The organism is Streptomyces sp. NPDC048277 (assembly GCF_040652235.1).
In the GTDB taxonomy this organism is placed as follows: Bacteria; Actinomycetota; Actinomycetes; order Streptomycetales; family Streptomycetaceae; genus Streptomyces.
In genome coordinates this window covers 161,038-182,031 of record NZ_JBEZLQ010000014.1, presented here as the reverse complement: position 1 = coordinate 182,031, position 20,994 = coordinate 161,038, and the positions used below count along the sequence as shown (strand labels likewise).

Genomic DNA, 20,994 nt, shown 5'->3' with positions numbered 1-20,994 from the left:
GAGCAGCGCCCCTTCAGGGGTTACCGCCTGCGCGGAGCCAGCTTGAACAGCGCCACGCCGGCCGCCACCAGCGTCGTCGCCGCCACCACCATCGCCATGCTGTTGATCCACAGCCCGGTGGCGGCCAGGGTCGCGCCACCCGCGCCGGCCGTGCCCGCGCCGATCACTCTGCCGTACATCGCTTTTCTCCTACGAGGGTTGAGGGAATCTCACGTGGCCACCCACTTCTCCTCACTGCGGCGGACCAGCCCCCACAGTGAGGTGAAGTAGACGGCGTGCTGGAAGAGGTCGTAGAGCATCTCCGGGACCATCAGCGCGGCGACCAGGACGGCCTTCGGTCCCGCTCGCCGTACGGAGACGGTCTTCTCGACGACGAAGATCAGGCCGATCGCCGTCCAGAACGGCGAGAGGCCCGGCCAGCCGTACAGCGAGGTGTACGCGGCCATGTAGGTCAGGTAGATCAGGAAGGAGAGCGCGCCGAAGCCCATCAGGAACTGCTGCATGAAGTAGCGGGCGGTGACCCGCGTCCAGCCGTAGTCGCGGAGGTTCTCCAGGGCGCCGCGCTGCCAGCGGAGCCGCTGGTGCCACAGCTTGCCCAGCGAGGGCATGACCTCGGTGGTGACCGAGCAACCCGCCGGGGACATGGCCCGGTAGCCGAGGGTCTTGACCGCCTTGGTCATCTCGTCGTCCTCGGTGAGCGAGGCGAGGCTGTAGTAGCTGGTGCCGCCGCCGAGTTCGCCGGTGCGGCGGGCCGTGCGGACCTCGCGCAGCACGCGGGCGCGGAACATCGTGCCGGTGCCGGTGAGGACCTGGGCCTTGCCGCCGGTGCGCTCCAGTTCCCAGGCGTAGCGGTGGAACTCCATGCGCTGCAGCAGGCCGAGGAAGCCGCCGCCGTCCTCGCCGTAGAAGACGCCGCCGACCGCGCCGACCTTGCGGTTGAAGGTGGCGAGGGCGGTCTCGACGAACCAGGGGTTGAGGACGGTGTCGGCGTCCTGGACCAGCAGCAGGTCGCGGTCGTCCATGTGCGGCAGCACCCAGGCGATGGCCTGGTTGAGGGCGCCGGCCTTCTTGTGGGTGTTGTCCTGGGTGTGGAAGACCTGGGCGCCGTGCTCGACGGCGATGGCGGCGGTGTCGTCGGTGCAGTTGTCGGCGACGACGATGATGAGGTCGGGGCGCCGGGTCTGCTCCCAGAGGCCGTCGATCGCGGCGGCGATACGTTCCTGCTCGTTGTGAGCGGGGATGAGGACCGCGAGCCTTGGTCTGTCGCCGGGCTCTTCCGGGGCGGCGTGGGCGCGTCGCGCGGCATGACGTCGCACGGCTCGTACCCCCCGTTCATGAAAGCCGCGGTGGGACCGGATGGCGATATTCCGGACCCGTCAGTGATCCACAGTCTTCACGAAACTCCTACAACTTCGGTAGTTGAATCCTGTAACGGATTGCTCACGGTTGCCTGTGATCGCCCTGTGGGTGCAGCTGTGTCCCTTACGCGCCTTACCTGTGGTTACACCCCGTACTGGCGCGGACCTAGCCCTCCAGGAACGCGATCAGCGCGTCCGCCAGCAGGAACGGGTCGTCGGCGCCGCACAGTTCGCGGGCGCTGTGCATGGAGAGGATGGCCGTGCCGATGTCGACGGTCCGGATGCCGTGGCGGGCCGCGGTGATCGGGCCGATCGTGGTGCCGCAGGGCATGGAGTTGTTGGAGACGAAGGTCTGGAAGGGGACCCCGGCCCTGTCGCAGGCGGCGGCGAAGATCGCGCGGCCCGCACCGTCCGTGGCGTAGCGGTTGTTGACGTTGACCTTGAGGATCGGGCCGCCGTTGACACGGGGGTGGTGCGTCGGGTCGTGGCGCTCCGCGTAGTTGGGGTGGACGGCGTGGCCGGTGTCGGAGGAGAGACAGACGGTGGCCGCGAAGGCCCGCGCCCGGTCCTCGTACGATCCGCCGCGCGCCAGCACCGAGCGCTCAAGGACGCTGCCGAGCAGCGGCCCGTCCGCGCCGGTGTCCGACTGGGAGCCGGTCTCCTCGTGGTCGAAGGCGGCGAGGACCGGGATGCCGGGGAGCGCGGAGCCGTTCGTCGCGGCGGCCGCCAGCGCCGCCGTGCCGGCGTGCACGGACAGCAGGTTGTCCATCCGGGGCCCGGCCAGCAGCTCCTGGTCGCGGCCCAGGTAGGCCGGGGGTTCGACGGCGTAGGTCATCAGGTCCCAGCCGGTGACCGAGCCGGCCGGCAGCCCCGACTCCTGCTCCAGGAAGGCGATCAGGTCGCCGTCGCGGACGTCGTCGCCGAGGCCCCAGATCGGCTGCAGATGGCGCTGCTTGTCGAGCTTGAGCCCCTCGCTGTTGACCGCGCGGTCCAGGTGGATGGCGAGCTGGGGCACGCGCAGCAGCGGCCGGTGCACGTCGACCAGGCGGCTGGAGCCGTCCCGCAGGCTGAGCCGGCCGGCCAGGCCCAGGTCCCGGTCGAGCCAGGAGTTCAGGAGCGGTCCGCCGTAGATCTCCACGGCGACCTGGCGGAAGCCGTGCGCCCCGCTGTCGGGCCGCGGCTTGACGCGCAGGTTCGGGGAGTCGGTGTGCGCGCCGACGATCCGGAACGGCGTGTGGGGCGCGGCGCCCTCGGGGACGTACCAGGCGATGATCGCGCCGCCGCGCAGCACGTACTTGCCGCCCGTCGTCCCGTCCCAGGCGTCCGTCTCCGCGACCTGCCGGAACCCGGCCTTCTCCAGCCGCTCGGCGGCGTTCGCCACGGCGTGGTACGGCGTCGGGCTCGCCGCGAGGAAGGACATCAGGTCGTCGGTGTGGCCGCGGTCGAAGCGAGAGGGTGCGGATGCGCTCATGTGCCTCACCTTAACGACGTACGGAGGCCCGCTCCCCTGATGGGGACCGGGCCTCCGTGACGGATCAGTGGAGGGGAACGGTCAGAAAGCCGCCTCGTCCAGCTCCATCAGGTCGAGGTCGACGCCGGCCGCGATCTTGCGGGCCAGGGTGACGCCCGGCAGCACGTTGGCCGCGAAGAACTTCGCCGCCGCGATCTTGCCGGTGTAGAACGGCTTGTCCTTGCTCGACGCCGTCTCCAGCTTCTCGGCGGCGACCGCGGCGCCCTTGAGCAGCAGGTAGCCGACGATCACGTCGCCGGAGGCGAGCAGCAGACGGGAGGTGTTCAGGCCCACCTTGTAGATGTTCTTGACGTCCTGCTCGGTGGCCGCGAGGTCGGTCAGCATCAGGCCGACGATCGCCTCCAGCTCGACGGCCGCCTTCGCCAGGTGCTCACGGGCGCCCGCCAGGTCCTCGCCGCCGGTGCCGAGCGCGAGGAACTTCTTGATGTCCTCGGCGAGGGAGTTGAGGGCCGCGCCCTGGTTGCGGACGATCTTCCGGAAGAAGAAGTCCTGGCCCTGGATCGCGGTGGTGCCCTCGTACAGGGTGTCGATCTTGGCGTCGCGGATGTACTGCTCGATCGGGTACTCCTGCAGGAAGCCGGAGCCGCCGAAGGTCTGCAGCGACTGGGCGAGCTGCTCGTAGCCCTTCTCGGAGCCGTAGCCCTTGACGATCGGCAGGAGCAGGTCGTTGAGCGCGTGCTCGGCGGAGGCGTCCTCGCCGGTGGCCTCCTTGACCGCGATCGCGTCCTGGACGGAGGCGGTGTAGAGGACGAGCGCGCGCATGCCCTCGGCGTACGCCTTCTGCGTGATCAGCGAGCGGCGCACGTCGGGGTGGTGGGTGATGGTGACCTTGGGCGCGGTCTTGTCGCCGAAGGCCGCGAGGTCGGAACCCTGGACGCGCTCCTTGGCGTACTCAAGGGCGTTGAGGTAGCCGGTCGAGAGCGTGGAGATGGCCTTCGTGCCGACCATCATCCGGGCGAACTCGATGATCCGGAACATCTGGCGGATGCCCTCGTGCTTGTCGCCGATCAGCCAGCCCTTGGCCGGGTGGCGGTCGCCGAAGGTCATCTCGCAGGTGTTGGAGGCCTTCAGGCCCATCTTGTGCTCGACGTTCGTGGCGTAGACGCCGTTGCGCTCGCCCAGCTCGCCGGTCTCGAAGTCGAAGAGGTACTTCGGGACCAGGAAGAGGGAGAGGCCCTTGGTGCCGGGGCCGGCACCCTCGGGACGCGCCAGCACGTAGTGGAGGATGTTCTCCTCCATGTCGTGCTCACCGGAGGTGATGAAGCGCTTCACGCCCTCGATGTGCCAGGAGCCGTCCTCCTGCCGGACCGCCTTGGTGCGGCCGGCGCCGACGTCCGAACCCGCGTCGGGCTCGGTGAGCACCATGGTCGAACCCCAGGTCCGGTCCACGGCGAGCTGCGCCCACTTCTGCTGCTCCTCGGTGCCCTCGTCGAAGAGGATCCGGGCGAACGCCGGGCCGGAGGAGTACATCCACACGGCCGGGTTGGCGCCGAGCACCAGCTCCGCGTACGCCCAGATCAGCGACGGCGGGGCGGTGGTGCCGCCGATCTCCTCGGGCAGGCCGAGGCGCCAGTACTCGGAGTCCATGAAGGCCTTGTAGCTCTTCTTGAAGGACGCCGGGACCGGCGCGGTGTTGGTCTCCGGGTCGAAGACCGGCGGGTTGCGGTCGGCGTCGGCGAAGGACTCGGCCAGCTCGTTCTCGGCGAGCCGGGTCAGCTCCTCCAGGACGCTCTTCGCGGTGTCGGTGTCCATCTCGCCGAACGGGCCGGTGCCGTACAGCTTGTCGCGGCCGAGCACTTCGAACAGGTTGAATTCGATGTCGCGGAGGTTGGACTTGTAGTGCCCCATGGTGACGGCTCCGTATCCGGATCGGCGAGGCACTGAATCCTCGCGCAAGCTTTCACATACCAACGAGTAGCTCCGATGATGCTACCCGTCGGTAATAAGAAGCAACCCCCATCCGGTGAAGTGTGAGATGGGTCTACCTTCTCGCGGAACCCGCGTGCCTCGGTAGGCTTGCCCGCATGTATGGATACGGCCAGCCCATGGACGGTGGGGCCGCTCAGCAGCAGTACGCCCAGCCGCAGCAGCAGATGCCGGGCGGCCATGGCGGATACGGCCAGCAGCCGCCGCTCTATCCCGAGCCGTCCCCGCCCTCGCTCGCGGACGCGGTGCGGGCCTTCACCACCGGTCAGGTGACCGCCGAGGACTTCCAGCAGGTCTTCGCCACGTCCAAGGTGTACTGCCCGCGCGGTGACAACCCCGGCTTCCTCGCCCTGCACAACACCCAGCAGCCGGTGATCCCGATGTTCACCTCGCTGAAGGAGTTGCGCCGGTACGCGGGCAAGGAGTCCAAGTACTTCGTCATCACCGGTGCGGAGGTCATCGACCTCCTACCGACAGGCTACGGCTTCGTCCTCGACATGGAGGGCGAGCACCGGATGGTCTTCGACTCGAAGGCGGTCGAGCAGATGGTGGAGTTCGCGATGCGGCGGATGTACGGCTAGCCGCCCTCGCTCCGCGGACGACGGAGCCGTACTCCTGAATGTCCCCTTCCGGTCGTCGGGCTCGCCTACTGTGCCCGCGTGACCGAGATCGACTCCTCGCCGCTGGTCCTCCATGGCCGGCGGCGTTCTGCTGCGCGGCTGCGGTCCGGCGTACTGCTGCTGGAACAGGGCGGGGTGCGGCGCCGGATACCCGTGGCCGCGATCGAACGCGTGGACGTGCGTGGCCGCAGGGGGCGAGCTCTGGCAGTCGTCCTGACCTCGCGCGATCCTCGTCCGGACCCGCCCGGGTACGTCCTCGTCGCCCGAAGCAGCCCGGTTGTAAGGGATTTCGCCGAGGTACTGCGCCGTGCGCTGCCCGCACGGGACACCGCTGAGCCGGACTCCGGCGGGGCGGCGCTGGTGTCCGTGGAACCGATGGAGCGCCCGGGGCTGGAACCTCGGCCGGTGGCCCTCGCGGCGCTCGGCGTCGCCTACGCGCTGATCGCGGTCGCGCTGGTGGCGCGCGGCCCGGGTGAGCGGGCCACCGTCTCCTGGGGGGTCGGCGTCCCCGCGGTGCTCGCGCCGGGCGTGGCCGCGCTGGTGGCCGGTGTGCGGTACGCGCGCGATGCCGTTGTGCTGCGTGCCCGGGGGATCACGGTCGAGGGGCGCCTGGAGTACTCGTACGGGACCGGCTCCGGCGAGGACGCGATCACGCACTACGTCTACTCCTACGTCGACGCCCATGGTGTGCGGCGCAGCCGCAGCGGTACGGAGGGCGGTGCGCGGGAGGTCGAGATCGTGTACGACCCCGAGGATCCGGAGGGCACCACCAAGGTCGGGCGCAGGACCGGGTGGCAACTGGCCGGCGGTGTGCTCGGCGCGGGGCTGCTCGGACTGCCCATGATCCTCGTCGGCCTCGGCATGGTGGCGATCGCGCTGGATGCGCTGCGCGCCTGACGGCGATCCGGGAATGTTCGCCGGCTGCACTCCGTTAGGGGTGGCAGAAAGTTCAACGCTCAACTAAAGTGGGCGCACAAGGAGGAGCCAACATGCCTGCAGTGACCGTCGAGAACCCGTTGACCCTGCCCCGAGTGGCCGCACCGGCCGACGCCGTGGCCCGTCCCGTGCTCGCCGTCACGACCGCGCCGAGCGGTTTCGAGGGCGAGGGCTTCCCGGTGCGCCGGGCGTTCGCGGGGATCAACTACCGCCACCTCGACCCGTTCATCATGATGGACCAGATGGGCGAGGTGGAGTACGCGCCGGGCGAGCCCAAGGGCACCCCCTGGCACCCGCACCGCGGCTTCGAGACCGTCACCTACATCATCGACGGCGTCTTCGACCACCAGGACAGCAACGGCGGCGGTGGCACCATCACCAACGGTGACACCCAGTGGATGACGGCCGGTGCCGGCCTGCTCCACATCGAGGCCCCGCCGGAGTCCCTGGTCGTGTCCGGCGGTCTCTTCCACGGCCTCCAGCTGTGGGTGAACCTCCCGGCCAAGGACAAGATGATGGCGCCGAGGTACCAGGACATCCGCGGCGGCCAGGTCCAGCTGCTGACGTCCCCCGACGGCGGTGCGCTGCTGCGCGTCATCGCGGGCGAACTGGACGGCCACGCCGGCCCCGGCATCACGCACACGCCGATCACGATGATCCACGCGACGCTCGCCCCCGGCGCGGAGATCACGCTCCCGTGGCGTGAGGACTTCAACGGCCTGGCGTACGTGATGGCCGGCAAGGGCTCGGTGGGCGCCGAGCACCGCCCGATCCACCTGGGCCAGACCGCCGTCTTCGGCGCGGGGTCCTCGCTGACCGTCCGCGCGGACGAGCGGCAGGACTCGCACACGCCCGACCTGGAGGTCGTGCTCCTCGGCGGACAGCCGATCCGTGAGCCCATGGCCCACTACGGCCCGTTCGTCATGAACACCAAGGACGAGCTCATGCAGGCCTTCGAGGACTTCCAGAAGGGCCGCCTGGGCACGGTCCCGGCGGTGCACGGCATGTCCGAGAGCGGCCCGCAGGCGTAATCGGCCGCCACGGCACCTCCCCGGTGGGCGGACCCGCGGGTCCGCCCACCGGGGCCGGTTCACCCACCGGGGCCGGTCCGCCCACCGGGGCCGGTTCACCCACCGGGAGGTGCCCGGCAGGACAGCCGCCGACCGGGCGTGATCCGCTGGTCCCGTGTCGCTGCTGCCCGAGTCCGTGCGCCGGTTCGCCGCCTGGTGTGCCGTGCTGCTGCTGGCCGCCGGCGTCGGCTGGGTCGGGGTCCGGCTCTGCGCGGAGTTCCGTACCGCGGTGACACCCGTGCTGCTCGCGCTGCTCGGCACCGCGCTGCTCGGGCCGCTGTACCGGTGGCTCGTACGGGCCGGGATGCACCGGTCCCTCGCCGCCGGGCTCACCTGTGTCGCGGTCGTCGCCGTCGTCGGCGGCGCCGTCTACATCGTCGTCGCCGCGCTCGTCGAGACCGGCGACGAGATCGTCGCCTCGCTGAAGCACGCGGCGAAGTCGGTCGCCGAGCACTTCGGGGCCGCCGGGACCTCGCTCGGCGACCTGGCGGGCAGCGCCAAGGACCTGCTCGCCAAGTTCGGCGGGACGGCCGCCTCGAACGTCATCAGCGGCGTGAGCGTGGTCGGCGAGTCCATCGCGATGGCCGTGCTCGCGCTGCTGCTCGTCTTCTTCTTCCTGCGCGACTCCCACCTCTTCGTCGACACGCTCCGGGCCGTGGCGCCCGGCGGCAGCGCCGACATGCTGGAGGCCATGGCCCGCCGTGCCTTCGAGGGCATCGAGGGGTTCATGCGGGGCACCACCGTCATCGCCCTCATCGACGCCACCTGCATCGCGATCGGCCTGCTGATCCTCCGGGTCCCGGGGGCGGTCGGACTCGGCGCGCTCGTCTTCGTCGGCGCCTACATCCCCTACCTCGGCGCGTTCCTCTCCGGCGCGGTGGCCGTACTGGTCGCCCTCGCCGACCGCGGCTTCGTCATCGCGCTGTGGGCGCTCGGAGTCGTCCTCGCCGTGCAGGTGCTGGAGGGGCATGTGCTGCAGCCGGTGATCCAGAGCCGGACCGTGCAGATGCACCCGGCGGTGGTGATGCTGGCGATCACGGCCGGAGCCTCCGTCGCCGGGATCCTGGGCATGCTGCTGGCCGTACCGCTCACCGCGGCCGCGTTCGGGGTCGTGCACGAACTACGCGCCCGGTACGCGACCACCCCCTAGCCTTCGCTCCCGTCGGCCCTTGCTCCCGCCAGCCTTCGCTCCCGCCAGCCTTGCTCCCGCGGGGCCTTGCTCCCGCCAGCCTTCGCTCCCGCCAGCCTTGCTCCCGCGGGGCCTTGCTCCCGCCGGCCCTCGCTCCCGCGGGGCCCCGCTCGCGCTGGGCCCCGCTCTCGTCGGCTCTCGCTCTCGCTGGCCCCCCGCTCTCGCTGGGCCCCGCTCCCGTCGGCCCCCGCTCCCGCTAGCCCTCACCCTCGTACGGCTCGGCGCTCTCGTCACTCTCGTGCAGTTCGAACCAGATGCTCTTGCCCTGTCCGCGCGGGTCGACGCCCCATGCGTCCGCGAGGAGTTCGATCAGGACCAGGCCGCGGCCGGAGGAGGCCAGTTCGCCGGGGCGGCGCTTGTGCGGGAGGTCGTCGCCGGCGTCCGTGACCTCGACGCGGAGCCGGCGCCCGGGGGTGTGCTCGGAGACCTCGGCGAGCAGCAGCGCGTCCGTGTCGGTGTGGACCAGCACGTTCGTGAGCATCTCGGAGACCAGCAGCACCGCCGAGTCGAGCTGGTCGGGCGAGCCCCAGTCGTGCAGCAGCTCGCGCAGGTGCTGGCGGGCCTCGGCGATCCGCTCGGGCTCGTCCTGGGCCACCGAGAGGAGTGTGCGGCGGACCCGGGCCCGTACGGCGAGGGGCTCGTCGCCGTGGCCGGTGCCCGGCCGGGACAGCAGCAGGACCGCGATGTCGTCCTCGCGGCGGTCGGCCAGCGGCCCGGTGGTGTGGTGCGAGGAGGGGCCGTGCACGGCTTGGACCAGCGCGTCGGCCAGTTTCTCCAGGTCGCCGGAGTGCTCCTCCATGGTCGCCCGGATCCGCTGCCAGCCGCTCTCGATGTCGTGGCCGCCGGTCTCGATCAGGCCGTCGGTGCAGATCATCATCGTCTCGCCGGGTTCGAGGGCGAACCGGGTCGTCGGATAGTCGGCGTCGGGGTCGATGCCGAGCGGCAGCCCGCCCGCCGTCGGCCGCCGCAGCACGGTGCCGTCGGCCATCCGGATCGCCGGGTCGAGATGGCCCGCGCGGGCGATCTCCAGGACCCCGGTCACCGGGTCCGCCTCGACGTACAGGCAGGTCGCGAAGCGCAGGTCGGCGTCGTCCTCGTCGTGGCCGATCCCGTGCATCCCGTGCAGGAAGCGGGAGGCCCGGGAGAGGACCGCGTCCGGGCGGTGGCCCTCGGAGGCGTAGGCGCGCAGCGCGATCCTGAGCTGGCCCATCAGGCCCGCCGCGCGGACGTCATGGCCCTGGACGTCGCCGATGACGAGGGCGTAGCGGCCGGAGGGCAGCGGGATCATGTCGTACCAGTCGCCGCCCACCTGGAGCCCGCCGCCGGTCGGTATGTAGCGGGCGGCCACCTCCATGCCGGGGATCTCGGGGCCCAGCGTCGGCAGCATGGAGCGCTGGAGCCCGTCCGTCAGCTCCCGCTCCGAGTCGGCGATCCCGGCCCGGGACAGGGCCTGCGCCAGCATCCGGGCCACCGTGGTGAGCACGGAGCGCTCGTCGGGGGTGAACGACACCGGGTAGGTGAAGCCCGCCATCCAGGCGCCCATGGTCCGCCCGGCCACCGTCAGCGGCAGGAAGGCCCAGGACTTCCGGCCGAACCGCTCGGCCAGCGGCCAGGTCACCGGGTAGCGGGACTGGTACTGCTCGGGGGAGGAGAGATACACGGCGCGGCCGGTCCGTACGACCTCCGCCGCCGGGTAGTCGGTCTCCACCGGCATGCTGGTGAACGGGCTGTCCGCGTCGATCTGCTGACCGTGGTGGCCGATCATCGTCAGCCGGTCGCCCTTGGCCTCGAAGACGACCAGCCCGTCCGGGGAGAACCCGGGCATCGACAGGCCCGCGGCGACCCGCAGCACCTCCTCCGTGGACCGCGCCTCGGCCAGCGCCCGGCCCGCGTCGAGCAGGAACGCCTCCCGGGAGCGCCGCCAGTCACCCGTGACCGAATGCCGGGCAACGGTGCCGGGGGCCGGCTCGGTGACCTCCTGGAGGGTGCCGGTCACCCGGTACACGCGCTCCTCGGAGTCGTACACAGGTCTGAAACGGCTGCGGACCGTACGGATCAGCCGGCCCCGCTCGTCCATCACCCGCAGCCGGACCTCCGCAAGGGTGCCCTCGACGGCGGCCAGCCGGGTGATGCTGGCGTTCTCGTTCCAGTCGACAGGGTGGAAACGGGACCTGACCACGGCTTCCGACAGGAGGGACGGTTCGGCCGGCAGCCCGATGAGCCGGGCGGTCTCCGCGTCCGTGGTGACCAGTCCGGTGGCGGTGTCCCAGTGCCACAGCCCGGTCGCGAGGGCGGCGAGGACGTCCTCCACGGCGGGCAGGGGCTCGCCAGTTCGCATTGCCCCACTTTAAGAAGAGCGGATCGGAAAATGCTACCGATCATCGACCTGGTAATGAGGAGAGTCGGCCTTGGGGGGCCCGGTACGCTGGGTGGTGTTTCACGTGAAACACGGCTGATCCCCATGGCTGACACCACACCCCGATCCGCGAAGGCTGGATGAACCACGATGCATCGGTACAGGTCCCACACCTGCGGCGAGCTCCGCTCCTCTGACGTCGGCACCGACGTCCGGCTGAGTGGCTGGCTGCACAATCGGCGCGACCTGGGCGGCATCCTCTTCATCGATCTGCGCGATCACTACGGCATCACCCAGTTGGTGGCGCGTCCGGGCACTCCCGCCTACGAGGCCCTGGACAAGGTCAGCAAGGAATCGACCGTACGGGTCGACGGCAAGGTCGTCTCCCGTGGCACCGAGAACATCAACCCCGATCTGCCCACCGGCGAGGTCGAGGTCGAGGTCGGCGAGGTCGAGCTGCTCGGCGCGGCGGCCCCGCTGCCGTTCACGATCAACGCCGAGGACGGGGTCAACGAGGAGCGGCGCCTGGAGTACCGCTTCCTGGACCTGCGCCGCGAGCGCATGCACCGCAACATCATGCTGCGTACGGCCGTGATCTCGGCCATCCGCCACAAGATGACGGCGCTGGGCTTCAACGAGATGGCGACGCCGATCCTGTCGGCGACCTCCCCCGAGGGCGCCCGCGACTTCGTCGTCCCCTCCCGGCTCAACCCGGGCAAGTTCTACGCCCTGCCGCAGGCCCCGCAGCAGTTCAAGCAGCTGCTGATGATCTCCGGCTTCGACCGCTACTTCCAGATCGCACCCTGCTTCCGCGACGAGGACGCCCGCGCCGACCGCTCGCCGGGCGAGTTCTACCAGCTCGACGTCGAGATGAGCTTCGTCGAGCAGGAGGACGTCTTCCGTCCGATCGAGCGGCTGATGACCGAGCTGTTCGAGGAGTTCGGCGGTGGCCGCCATGTCACCTCGCCGTTCCCGCGGATCCCGTTCCGCGAGGCGATGCTGAAGTACGGCTCCGACAAGCCGGACCTCCGCGCCCAGCTGGAGCTCGTCGACATCACCGACATCTTCGAGGGCTCGGAGTTCAAGGCCTTCGCCGGCAAGCACGTGCGCGCCCTTCCGGTGCCGGACGTCTCCGCGCAGCCCCGCAAGTTCTTCGACCAGCTCGGTGACTACGCCGTCTCGCAGGGCGCCAAGGGCCTCGCCTGGGTCCGCGTCGCCGAGGACGGCTCCCTCTCCGGCCCGATCGCCAAGTTCCTCACCGAGGACAACGTCGCCGAGCTGACCAAGCGGCTCCAGCTGGCCGCCGGTCACGCCGTGTTCTTCGGTGCGGGCGAGTTCGACGAGGTCTCGAAGATCATGGGCGCGGTGCGGGTCGAGGCCGCCAAGCGCGCCGGGCACTTCGAGGAGGGCGTCTTCCGGTTCTGCTGGATCGTCGACTTCCCGATGTACGAGAAGGACGAGGACACCGGCGCGATCGACTTCTCGCACAACCCGTTCTCCATGCCGCAGGGCGGCCTGGAGGCGCTGGAGACCCAGGACCCGCTGGACATCCTGGGCTGGCAGTACGACATCGTCTGCAACGGCGTCGAGCTGTCCTCCGGCGCGATCCGGAATCACGAGCCCGAGATCATGCTCAAGGCCTTCGAGATCGCGGGCTACGACCGGGAGACCGTCGAGGACAAGTTCGCCGGCATGCTCCGCGCGTTCCGCTTCGGCGCCCCGCCGCACGGCGGTATCGCCCCGGGCGTGGACCGCATCGTCATGCTGCTCGCCGACGAGCCCAACATCCGCGAGACCATCGCCTTCCCGCTCAACGGCAACGCCCAGGACCTGATGATGGGCGCGCCGACCGAGCTGGAGGAGGCCCGCCTGCGCGAGCTGCACCTCTCCGTCCGGAAGCCGCAGCCGAAGTAACCCGAGATTCTCATGAGGGCCGGAAATCGCCGTAGATTTCCGGCCCTCTTCCGTTGTCCCGGCCCGCGTCTTCAGATTTCTTGGTTGGCCACAGGTCATTCCCATAGCCCGGACAGCCTTCTTACCTAGCGTCCCGATCATGACGGGAACACAGAAACCAGCACACAAAAGGGATCTGACGCGACGCAAGGTCGTGGTGACGGGCGGTGCGGCCGTGGCCGTCGTGGGCGTCGGCGGCACGCTCGCCGCCAGCGCCTTCGCGGACGAGTCCACGACGTCCACGAAGGCCACGGCGTCGGCTTCCGCAGAGGCCTGCTACAAGCTCACCTCGGAGACCACCGAGGGTCCCTACTACATCGACGCGGACAAGATCCGCCGGGACATCACCGAGGACAAGGAGGGCATCCCGCTCACCCTGAGCCTCCGTGTGATCGACTCGGAGACCTGCAAGCCGGTGCGCAACGCGGCGGTCGACATCTGGCACTGCGACGCCCTCGGCATCTACTCGGGCTACGAGAGCCTGTCCACCGGCGGCGGCTCCGCCCCCTCGGACGCCCCCTCCGGCACCCCCACGGACACCCCCACCGGCGAACCCCCGTCCGGCGCGCCCTCCGGCGGCACCGGCGGCGGCCAGCACGAGGACCCCACCAGCGACACCCGCTACCTGCGCGGCACCTGGAAGACCGACAAGCACGGCCGGGTGAGCTTCAAGACCATCTTCCCGGGCTGGTACCGGGGCCGCTGTGTGCACATCCACGTCAAGGTGCACGTGGACGGTGAGTGGACGGACGCCGGCTACGAGGGCGGGCACACCTGCCACACCGGCCAGTTCTTCTTCGACGAGGCGTCGGTCATCGCCTCGGCGGCCGTCGACCCGTACTCCACCAGCACCACCGAGCGCACCACGCTCACCGAGGACACGATCTACGACCAGTCCGGCACCCAGGGCGGTCTCCTCAAGCTGGAGTACCACAAGAAGAACATCGCGAAGGGCGTCCGCGCCTCCATCACGGTCGGCGTCGAGCCCGACGCGACGCACGAGGGCACGGACGACTCGGTCCAGCCGGGCGCGTCGGCATCCGCCACGTCCAGCTGATCCACCCCGCACTCCCGGAAACCGGAAAAGGCGTCGTACTCGGTTACGGCGCCTTTTCCGCAGTTTTTCAGAGACATGTCCGGTGACTCCGGCGGCGGTTTCCGGCCTTAATGCCCCGCGCTGGAAGAAGAGTGCCTTTTTCTCAGCTCGCTCCCAGCTTTCTTACCTAGCTTCCAGCCGCATGACAGACAACGAAAAGCTGAGCGAGCGGCGTCCGGACGACCCGACCCGGCGCAAGGTGGTCACCGTGGGCGCGGGTGCCGTCGCCGCGGTGGGTCTGGGCGGGGCGTTCGCGGCGAACGCGGTCGCGGGGGAGAGAAACGAGCCCCGGCACGGGCACCGGCCGGCGCCGCCCGAGGACTGCTACCGACTCACCTCGGAGACCACCGAGGGCCCCTACTACATCGACGCGGACAAGATCCGCCAGGACATCACCGAGGACCGTACGGGCATCCCCATGACCCTCGCCCTGCGGGTGATCGACACCGAGACCTGTCGCCCGGTGCGCAACGCGGCGGTGGACATCTGGCACTGCGACGCGATCGGCTACTACTCGGGCTACGAGGCGGCCAGCGGCGGCGGTGGCGGCGGCGGTCCCGCGCCGACGGGCTCCCCGACCGGCACGCCGACCGACACCCCCACCGGTCCCCCGCCCGGCGGCGGTGGCGGCGGCCACCAGGACCCCACCGACGACAAGCGCTACCTGCGCGGCACCTGGCGCACCGACCGGCACGGCCATGTCACCTTCAAGACGATCTTCCCGGGCTGGTACCGGGGCCGCTGTGTGCACATCCACGTCAAGGTGCACGTGGACGGTGAGTGGACGGACGCCGGCTACGAGGGCGGGCACACCTGCCACACCGGCCAGTTCTTCTTCGACGAGGAGTCGGTCATCGCGACGACGACCGTCGACCCCTACGCCACCAACACCACCGAGCGCACCACGCTCACCGAGGACACGATCTACGACCAGTCCGGCACCCAGGGCGGTCTGCTGAAGCTCCGCTACCGCAAGGACGACATCGCCAAGGGCGTCCTGGGCTCGATCACCGTGACCGTGGACTCCGACGCCACCAACGACGGCGAGGACAGCGGCCCGGCCCCGTCGGCCTCGGCGAGCTGACCTGAGGACGGGCGGCCGGTGCGTCCGTCGTCGCACCGGCCGCCCCGCGGAGGTCAGGAGAGGGACTTGTACGCGCCCCAGCCGGAGGCGATCTTCACCCGCGCCCCGAACGACCCCTTGCCGTCACCGCTGTTGCGGTGGAGGTTGCCGGAGGTGTCACGGGAGACCAGGTCGGGCCTGCCGTCGCCGGTGATGTCACCCACCCCGACCACGGAGTTGTACGACCCGCCCCACGCGCCGAACAGCTTCACCCGCGCCTTGAAGGTGCCCTTGCCGGAGAAGGCGCCGGTGCGGGCGTCCAGTTGGTATGCCGGCCCGCCCGAGGAGCTGAGGGTGAGCAGGTCGCCGAGGCCGTCCGGGGTGCCCGACGCGCGAGGGTCCCCTGCCCTCGCACAAGTGAGCGGACTTTACCAGTGCTTGGGATACGGACGCGGGGTCAGGTGTCGTACCGGCCGTCCCACGGCTCGCCGAAGCCCAGGTGGTCCGGGTAGAGCTCGGCCCAGGGGCCGTCGTCGTCCTCCTTGGCGACCAGCCCGAAGAACACGCCGTCGACGGTGAGCTGGAACGGACGTATGGCGATGTCCGTGTACGTCCGCCGGGGCAGGCTGCGCAGCATGGTCGCGAGCTGGGCGCGGGCCCGGGCCAGCACCGAGCCGGCACCGTCCGGGGCCCGCTGCTGCTCGGCCCAGCTGCCCGCGCACCAGATCTGCGAGTCGCGGTAACGGCCCTCGGCGTCGAACAGATGGACCACCGAGTAGAGCCGCTTCTGCTCCTCCCAGCCCTCGTCGAGCCGGAACCCCTCGGGGAACGCGTACGTGACCGACGCCAGGAACTGTCCATCGGCGTAACGGCCGATCGCCTCGGTACGGCCGTGGGGCTCGTAGGCGATCGGGATGAGCTCAGGGGGTGCCATGGCGAAACCATACGGATGTGTCGTGGGCATGGAGGAGTTGGGGGCGGCCCGGTGCCACCGGTCCGGCCGGCGGGGAACGGCTGCCCGGGTCAACTTTCGCCGCTCGCCCGTGAGACGGACACCGCACGGCAGGAAAATTCACGGCAACCTTTCGGATCTCCACAACCACAGAGGAGTGGTGAGCCCGTCACGCGGGCTCGCCCCCAAGATCCGGAAGTACGTAAGGACTCCCCTGTGGCCTCTGTCTCTCACCGCCGGTCCCTCCGTAAGCGCCGTACCCTCGTCGTCTCCGCCGCCGTCGTGGCGGCCGGGGTCGGTGCCGGTGCGCTGGTGCTGAGCGCGAACGCGTCCGGCGTCGATCTGTACCACCAGACGCTCGCCGCCAAGGACGGCTGGGCGTCGTCCGGTTCCGGTACGACCGGTGGGGCGAAGGCCGACTCCGCGCACACCTTCACCGTCTCCACCCACGCCCAGCTGGTGAAGGCGCTCGGGTCGGTCTCCGACACCACCCCGCGCATCATCAAGATCAAGGGCACCATCGACGCCAACACCGACGACTCCGGCAAGAAGCTGACCTGCGCCGACTACGCGGCGGGCACGGGGTACTCGCTCACCTCGTACCTGAAGGCCTTCGACCCGTCGACGTACGGCCGTTCCAAGCTGCCCTCCGGCACCCAGGAGTCCGCCCGGGCCGCCGCGCAGAAGAAGCAGGCGGCGAACATCGTCTTCAAGGTGCCGGCCAACACCACGATCGTCGGCGTCCCGGGCACCAACGCCGGCATCACCGGTGGCATGCTGCAGATCCAGAAGGTCGACAACGTCATCGTCCGCAACCTGACGTTCTCCGACACCGAGGACTGCTTCCCCCAGTGGGACCCCACCGACGGCGACAGCGGCAACTGGAACTCCGAGTACGACTCGGTCACCCTGCGCGGCGCCACCCATGTCTGGGCCGACCACAACACGTTCAGCGACGCCGGGCACTTCGACAGCACCAACCCGAAGTACTACGGCCGTGAGTACCAGGTCCACGACGGCGAACTCGACATCACCAAGAGCTCGGACCTGGTGACCGTCGAGCAGAACCGGTTCACCAGCCACGACAAGACGATGCTGATCGGCAGCAGCGACAGCGAGCCCGGCGGCAAGCTGCGCGTCACCCTGCACCACAACGTCTGGAAGGGCATCGTCCAGCGCGCCCCGCTGACCCGCGTCGGCCAGGTGCACCTCTACAACAACGTCTACGACGTCACGCCCCTCAACGGCTACGCCCTGCAGTACAGCATCAACTCGCGCGCCAAGGCCCAGGTCGTGGCCCAGAACAACTTCTGGACCGTGCCCAGCTCCATCAAGGTCTCCAAGCTGCTCAGCGGCGACGGCACCGGCTCGGTCGCGGGCAGCGGCAACCTCGTCAACGGCACGACGACCGACCTCGTCGCCGCCTACAACGCCGCGAGCTCGAAGAAGATCAAGACGACGGTGAACTGGACGCCGACCCTGACGGCGGGCCTGGAGAGCAGCGCGAAGAACCTGCCGGCGGAGCTGGCGAAGACGGCGGGGGCCGGGGTGCTCACCGCGAGCTGAGGATTTCTCCCGGCCGCCGGAGCGCTGGTGCTGGGTTTGCTGAGCTGAGTGTGTGGCCCCATGCGTCGGCCCCCTGGTCTCTGGACGGAGACCAGGGGGCCGACGGCTGTGGCGGCGCGGGCGTCAGGCCTCCGTGCCGCCGAAGCGCTCCTTGTACGTCTCCAGGTCCTCGTCCGTCAGCTTGGCGAACAGGACCGGGGGGACCGTGAAGGGGGTGCCGGCGGGGACGGAGGTGAGGGTGCGCGCCTCGTCGGCGGTGACCCAGGCGGCGGTGTCGTCGGTGAGGGCGAACGCCTCGCGCATGGTCTTCGCCGTCGCCGGGATGAAGGGCTCCGAGACCACCGAGTAGAGGTGGATCAGGTTCATCGCCGTGCGCAGGGTCAGGGCCGCGCCGTCCTTGTCCGTCTTGATCTCCAGCCAGGGGGCCTTCTCCTCCAGGTAGGAGTTGCCGGCCGACCACAGGGCGCGCAGGGCCGCGGCCGCCTTGCGGAACTGGAGGGCCTCCATCTGGGCCTCGTACTCGGCGAGGAGGTCCGCGATCTGCCCGCCCAGCTTCGCCTCCGCCTCGCCGGGCTCGCCGCCGGCCGGGACGTCGTCGCCGAAGCGCTTGCGGGAGAACGACAGCACGCGGTTGACGAAGTTGCCGAGGGTGTCGGCCAGGTCCTTGTTCACCGTCGCCGTGAAGTGCTCCCAGGTGAAGGACGAGTCGTCCGACTCCGGGGCGTTGGCGATCAGGAAGTAGCGCCAGTAGTCGGCGGGCAGGATGTCCAGCGCCTGGTCCGTGAAGACACCGCGCTTCTGGGACGTGGAGAACTTGCCGCCGTAGTACGTCAGCCAGTTGAAGGCCTTGACGTAGTCGACCTTCTTCCACGGCTCGCGCACGCCGAGCTCGGTGGCCGGGAACATCACCGTGTGGAACGGGACGTTGTCCTTCGCCATGAACTCCGTGTAGCGGACGTCGGTGTCGACGTCGTACCACCACGACTTCCAGTCGCGGGTCGACGGGTCCTGGTCGGCCCACTCCTTCGTCGCGCCGATGTACTCGATCGGGGCGTCGAACCAGACGTAGAAGACCTTGCCCTCCGCCGCCAGCTCCGGCCAGGTGTCGGCCGGGACCGGGACGCCCCAGTCCAGGTCACGGGTGATCGCGCGGTCGTGCAGGCCCTCCGTCAGCCACTTGTGGGCGATGGAGGAGGCCAGCTGCGGCCAGTCCTTGTCGTGCTTGGCGACCCACTCGCGGACCTCGTTCTCCAGCTTGGACTGGAGGAGGAAGAGGTGCTTGGTCTCGCGGATCTCCAGCTCGGTGGAGCCGGAGATCGCGGAACGGGGGTTGATCAGGTCGGTCGGGTCCAGGACGCGGGTGCAGTTCTCGCACTGGTCGCCGCGGGCCTTGTCGTAGCCGCAGTGCGGGCAGGTGCCCTCCACGTAGCGGTCCGGGAGGAAACGGCCGTCGACCGGGCTGTACACCTGGCGGATCGCCCGCTCCTCGATGAAGCCGTTCTCGTTCAGGCGGCGGGCGAAGTGCTGGGTGATCTCGCGGTTCTCGGCGCTGGAGCTCCGGCCGAAGTAGTCGAACGCGAGTGCGAAGCCGTCGTAGACCGCCTTCTGCGCGTCGTGCGCCTGCGCGCAGAAGTCCGCTACGGGGATGCCCTGCTCCTTCGCCGCGAGCTCGGCGGGGGTGCCGTGCTCGTCCGTCGCGCAGATGTAGAGGACCTCGTGGCCGCGCTGGCGGAGGTAGCGGGAGTACACGTCCGCCGGGAGCATGGACCCCACCATGTTGCCCAGGTGCTTGATCCCGTTGATGTACGGAAGGGCGCTGGTGATGAGGTGTCGAGCCATCGGGGGCTGCTCCCAGGTCGGTCTGTTGCTGCTATTGCGAACCTTGAAATCGTAGCCGACATGTGTATGCCGCCCGCTTCCCGTTTTATTGGGTGAGAAGCGGGCGGCACGGAGACGCCGGGGGCGGGTGGGGCTTACGGGCGCCAGTCGATCAGGACGCCGTCGTAGAGCTCCGCGTCCGTGAGCTCCAGGGGGGTCGGACCCGCGTGGAAGAAGGCCGTGTTGTCGGTCTTCAGCTTGCGGAGGTAGTCGAAGGCCTTGTTCTCGTGCTCGCCGAACGCGACGAAGGAGAAGAAGAGGGTGGGGTGGGACTTCGCCGCGTCCGTGAGGGACTGGGTGGCGGGGGTCTTCGCGTCCGGGGCGCCGTCCGTCTGGAAGACGACCAGGGCGGGGGTGGCCGGGGTGGCGGTCTTGTCGTGGTGCTCGTCGTAGTGGGCGAGTACGGCTTCCACGGCGGCGTGGTAGCTCGTACGGCCCATCCGGCCGAGGCCGGCGTGTGCCTCGTCGATGGCGTTCTCGGGGGAGGCGGGGGTGAGGTCGGTGGTGCCGTCGACCTCGGTCGAGAAGAAGACGACGTGGACGGTGGGGGTGTCGCCGGCCGGGGTGAGGTGCGTGGCGAGGGCGAGGGTCTGGTCGGCGAGGGCCTGCGCGGAGCCGTCCTTGTAGTACGCGCGCATGCTCGCGGAGCGGTCGAGGACGAGGTAGGTGGCGGCGCGGGTGCCGGTGAGGCCGGCCTTGGTGAGGGCGATGGCGGCGGCGTCGTCACCGGCCTCGGCCTCGGCTTCGCCTTCGCCTTCGGCCGGGGTGGTCCCGCCCGCACCACCCGTGACAGTTTCGTCGTCGGGTGCGGGCCCCTGCGGGGTGGTTTCGCCGTCGGCGGCGGCTGCGGGTTCGAGTGCCTCGGCCTCGGCCTCGGCTTCGCCTTCGGCCGGGTCGTTCCCACCCGCACCACCCGTGACAGTTTCGTCGTCGGGTGCGGGTGGCCCCTGTGGGGCGGATTCGCCGTCGGCGGCTGCGGCGGCTGCGGCGGGTTCCGGGGTCGTGGTCTCGGCGACAGCGGGCTCGTCGACGGTTTCGTCGGCCGGGGTGGTCTCGGGCTCGGCGGTGGCGGTGGGCTCCGGCTCCGCGACCGGCTCGGCCTCGACCTGCGGCTCGGCAGCCGCCTCGGCGACCGCCTCAGCCACGGGCTCCGACACCGGCTCGCTCGCGCTCTCCGGCTCAGCCTCGGCCTCCGGCTCGGCCTTGGGTTCCGCTTCGGCGGTGACCTTGATCTCCGGCTCAGCTACCGCTTCGGCCTCCGGCTCCGGTGCGGTCTCTTCGGTGCCCTCTGTGCCCGGCTTGGCCTCGGTCACCGGCTCGACGTCAGCGACCGCCTCAGCCTCAGCGGCCGGCTCGGCCTCGGGCTCCGCTTCGGCCGTGACCTCGGTCTGCGGCTCGGCCACGGCTTCGGCCTCCGGCTCCGGTGCGGTCTCTTCGGTGCCCTCTGTGCCCGGCTTGGCCTCGGTCACCGGCTCGACGTCAGCGACCGCCTCAGCCTCA

Annotated in this window: 17 protein-coding genes; 8 read left to right on the top strand and 9 right to left on the bottom strand. The window is 70.1% G+C overall.

The features are described from left to right. Positions 1-20 precede the first annotated feature (20 nt). The 4 genes from AB0D85_RS29005 to AB0D85_RS28990 all read right to left on the bottom strand — a co-directional run bounded on the left by AB0D85_RS29005 (position 21) and on the right by AB0D85_RS28990 (position 4,737). On the bottom strand, positions 21-179 hold the full coding sequence (locus tag AB0D85_RS29005; RefSeq protein ID WP_362326333.1) for a hypothetical protein: 159 nt from the start codon (positions 177-179) through the stop codon (positions 21-23). A gap of 30 nt (positions 180-209) precedes the next feature. Beyond that, positions 210-1,316, bottom strand: coding sequence for a glycosyltransferase family 2 protein (locus AB0D85_RS29000; protein ID WP_362326330.1), 1,107 nt, complete (start codon positions 1,314-1,316; stop codon positions 210-212). 208 nt (positions 1,317-1,524) lie between these two features. Next, positions 1,525-2,829, bottom strand: a complete 1,305-nt coding sequence (locus AB0D85_RS28995; RefSeq protein ID WP_362326327.1) for a M18 family aminopeptidase — start codon at positions 2,827-2,829, stop codon at positions 1,525-1,527. 81 nt (positions 2,830-2,910) lie between these two features. After that, positions 2,911-4,737, bottom strand: a complete 1,827-nt coding sequence (locus tag AB0D85_RS28990; RefSeq protein ID WP_362326324.1) for an acyl-CoA dehydrogenase — start codon at positions 4,735-4,737, stop codon at positions 2,911-2,913. A gap of 176 nt (positions 4,738-4,913) precedes the next feature. Between AB0D85_RS28990 and AB0D85_RS28985 the strand changes: the two genes are divergently transcribed. The 4 genes from AB0D85_RS28985 to AB0D85_RS28970 all read left to right on the top strand — a co-directional run bounded on the left by AB0D85_RS28985 (position 4,914) and on the right by AB0D85_RS28970 (position 8,591). Then, positions 4,914-5,396 carry an SseB family protein gene (locus tag AB0D85_RS28985; RefSeq protein WP_362326321.1) on the top strand — a complete coding sequence of 161 codons (483 nt, stop codon included), beginning with the start codon at positions 4,914-4,916 and terminating at the stop codon, positions 5,394-5,396. A 78-nt stretch (positions 5,397-5,474) separates the two neighbouring features. Then, complete coding sequence (locus AB0D85_RS28980; RefSeq protein ID WP_362326318.1) at positions 5,475-6,332, top strand: hypothetical protein; 858 nt, start codon at positions 5,475-5,477, stop codon at positions 6,330-6,332. 92 nt (positions 6,333-6,424) lie between these two features. After that, on the top strand, positions 6,425-7,402 hold the full coding sequence (locus AB0D85_RS28975) for a pirin family protein (protein ID WP_362326315.1): 978 nt from the start codon (positions 6,425-6,427) through the stop codon (positions 7,400-7,402). 154 nt (positions 7,403-7,556) lie between these two features. Next, on the top strand, positions 7,557-8,591 hold the full coding sequence (locus tag AB0D85_RS28970) for an AI-2E family transporter (RefSeq protein WP_362326312.1): 1,035 nt from the start codon (positions 7,557-7,559) through the stop codon (positions 8,589-8,591). A gap of 235 nt (positions 8,592-8,826) precedes the next feature. Here the strand turns inward: AB0D85_RS28970 and AB0D85_RS28965 are convergent, their stop codons facing one another. Next, entirely contained in the window at positions 8,827-10,968 is a 2,142-nt protein-coding gene (locus tag AB0D85_RS28965) for a SpoIIE family protein phosphatase (RefSeq protein WP_362326308.1), read from the bottom strand. Positions 10,969-11,136: 168 nt separating this feature from the next. Here AB0D85_RS28965 and aspS point away from each other — a divergent pair, with 168 nt between their 5' ends. The 3 genes from aspS to AB0D85_RS28950 all read left to right on the top strand — a co-directional run bounded on the left by aspS (position 11,137) and on the right by AB0D85_RS28950 (position 15,119). After that, on the top strand, positions 11,137-12,900 hold the full coding sequence (gene aspS / locus AB0D85_RS28960; protein ID WP_362326305.1) for an aspartate--tRNA ligase: 1,764 nt from the start codon (positions 11,137-11,139) through the stop codon (positions 12,898-12,900). 139 nt (positions 12,901-13,039) lie between these two features. After that, positions 13,040-13,996 (top strand): intradiol ring-cleavage dioxygenase, encoded by a 957-nt coding sequence (locus AB0D85_RS28955; protein ID WP_362326302.1) that lies wholly within the window; start codon positions 13,040-13,042, stop codon positions 13,994-13,996. 181 nt (positions 13,997-14,177) lie between these two features. Further along, positions 14,178-15,119 (top strand): intradiol ring-cleavage dioxygenase, encoded by a 942-nt coding sequence (locus tag AB0D85_RS28950; protein ID WP_362326299.1) that lies wholly within the window; start codon positions 14,178-14,180, stop codon positions 15,117-15,119. 53 nt (positions 15,120-15,172) lie between these two features. Here AB0D85_RS28950 and AB0D85_RS28945 read toward each other — a convergent pair whose 3' ends face one another. After that, positions 15,173-15,370, bottom strand: coding sequence for a VCBS repeat-containing protein (locus AB0D85_RS28945; RefSeq protein WP_362326296.1), 198 nt, complete (start codon positions 15,368-15,370; stop codon positions 15,173-15,175). Between the two features lie 185 nt (positions 15,371-15,555). After that, a complete protein-coding gene (locus tag AB0D85_RS28940) occupies positions 15,556-16,032 on the bottom strand; it encodes a hypothetical protein (RefSeq protein WP_362326293.1) in 477 nt (158 codons plus the stop codon). A 234-nt stretch (positions 16,033-16,266) separates the two neighbouring features. Between AB0D85_RS28940 and AB0D85_RS28935 the strand changes: the two genes are divergently transcribed. Beyond that, complete coding sequence (locus tag AB0D85_RS28935) at positions 16,267-17,616, top strand: polysaccharide lyase family 1 protein (RefSeq protein WP_362326290.1); 1,350 nt, start codon at positions 16,267-16,269, stop codon at positions 17,614-17,616. Between the two features lie 123 nt (positions 17,617-17,739). Here AB0D85_RS28935 and metG read toward each other — a convergent pair whose 3' ends face one another. Next, positions 17,740-19,455, bottom strand: coding sequence for a methionine--tRNA ligase (metG, locus tag AB0D85_RS28930; RefSeq protein ID WP_362326287.1), 1,716 nt, complete (start codon positions 19,453-19,455; stop codon positions 17,740-17,742). Positions 19,456-19,589: 134 nt separating this feature from the next. Next, the coding region (locus AB0D85_RS28925) for a VWA domain-containing protein (RefSeq protein WP_362326284.1) at positions 19,590-20,994 on the bottom strand (1,405 nt) is incomplete at its 5' end.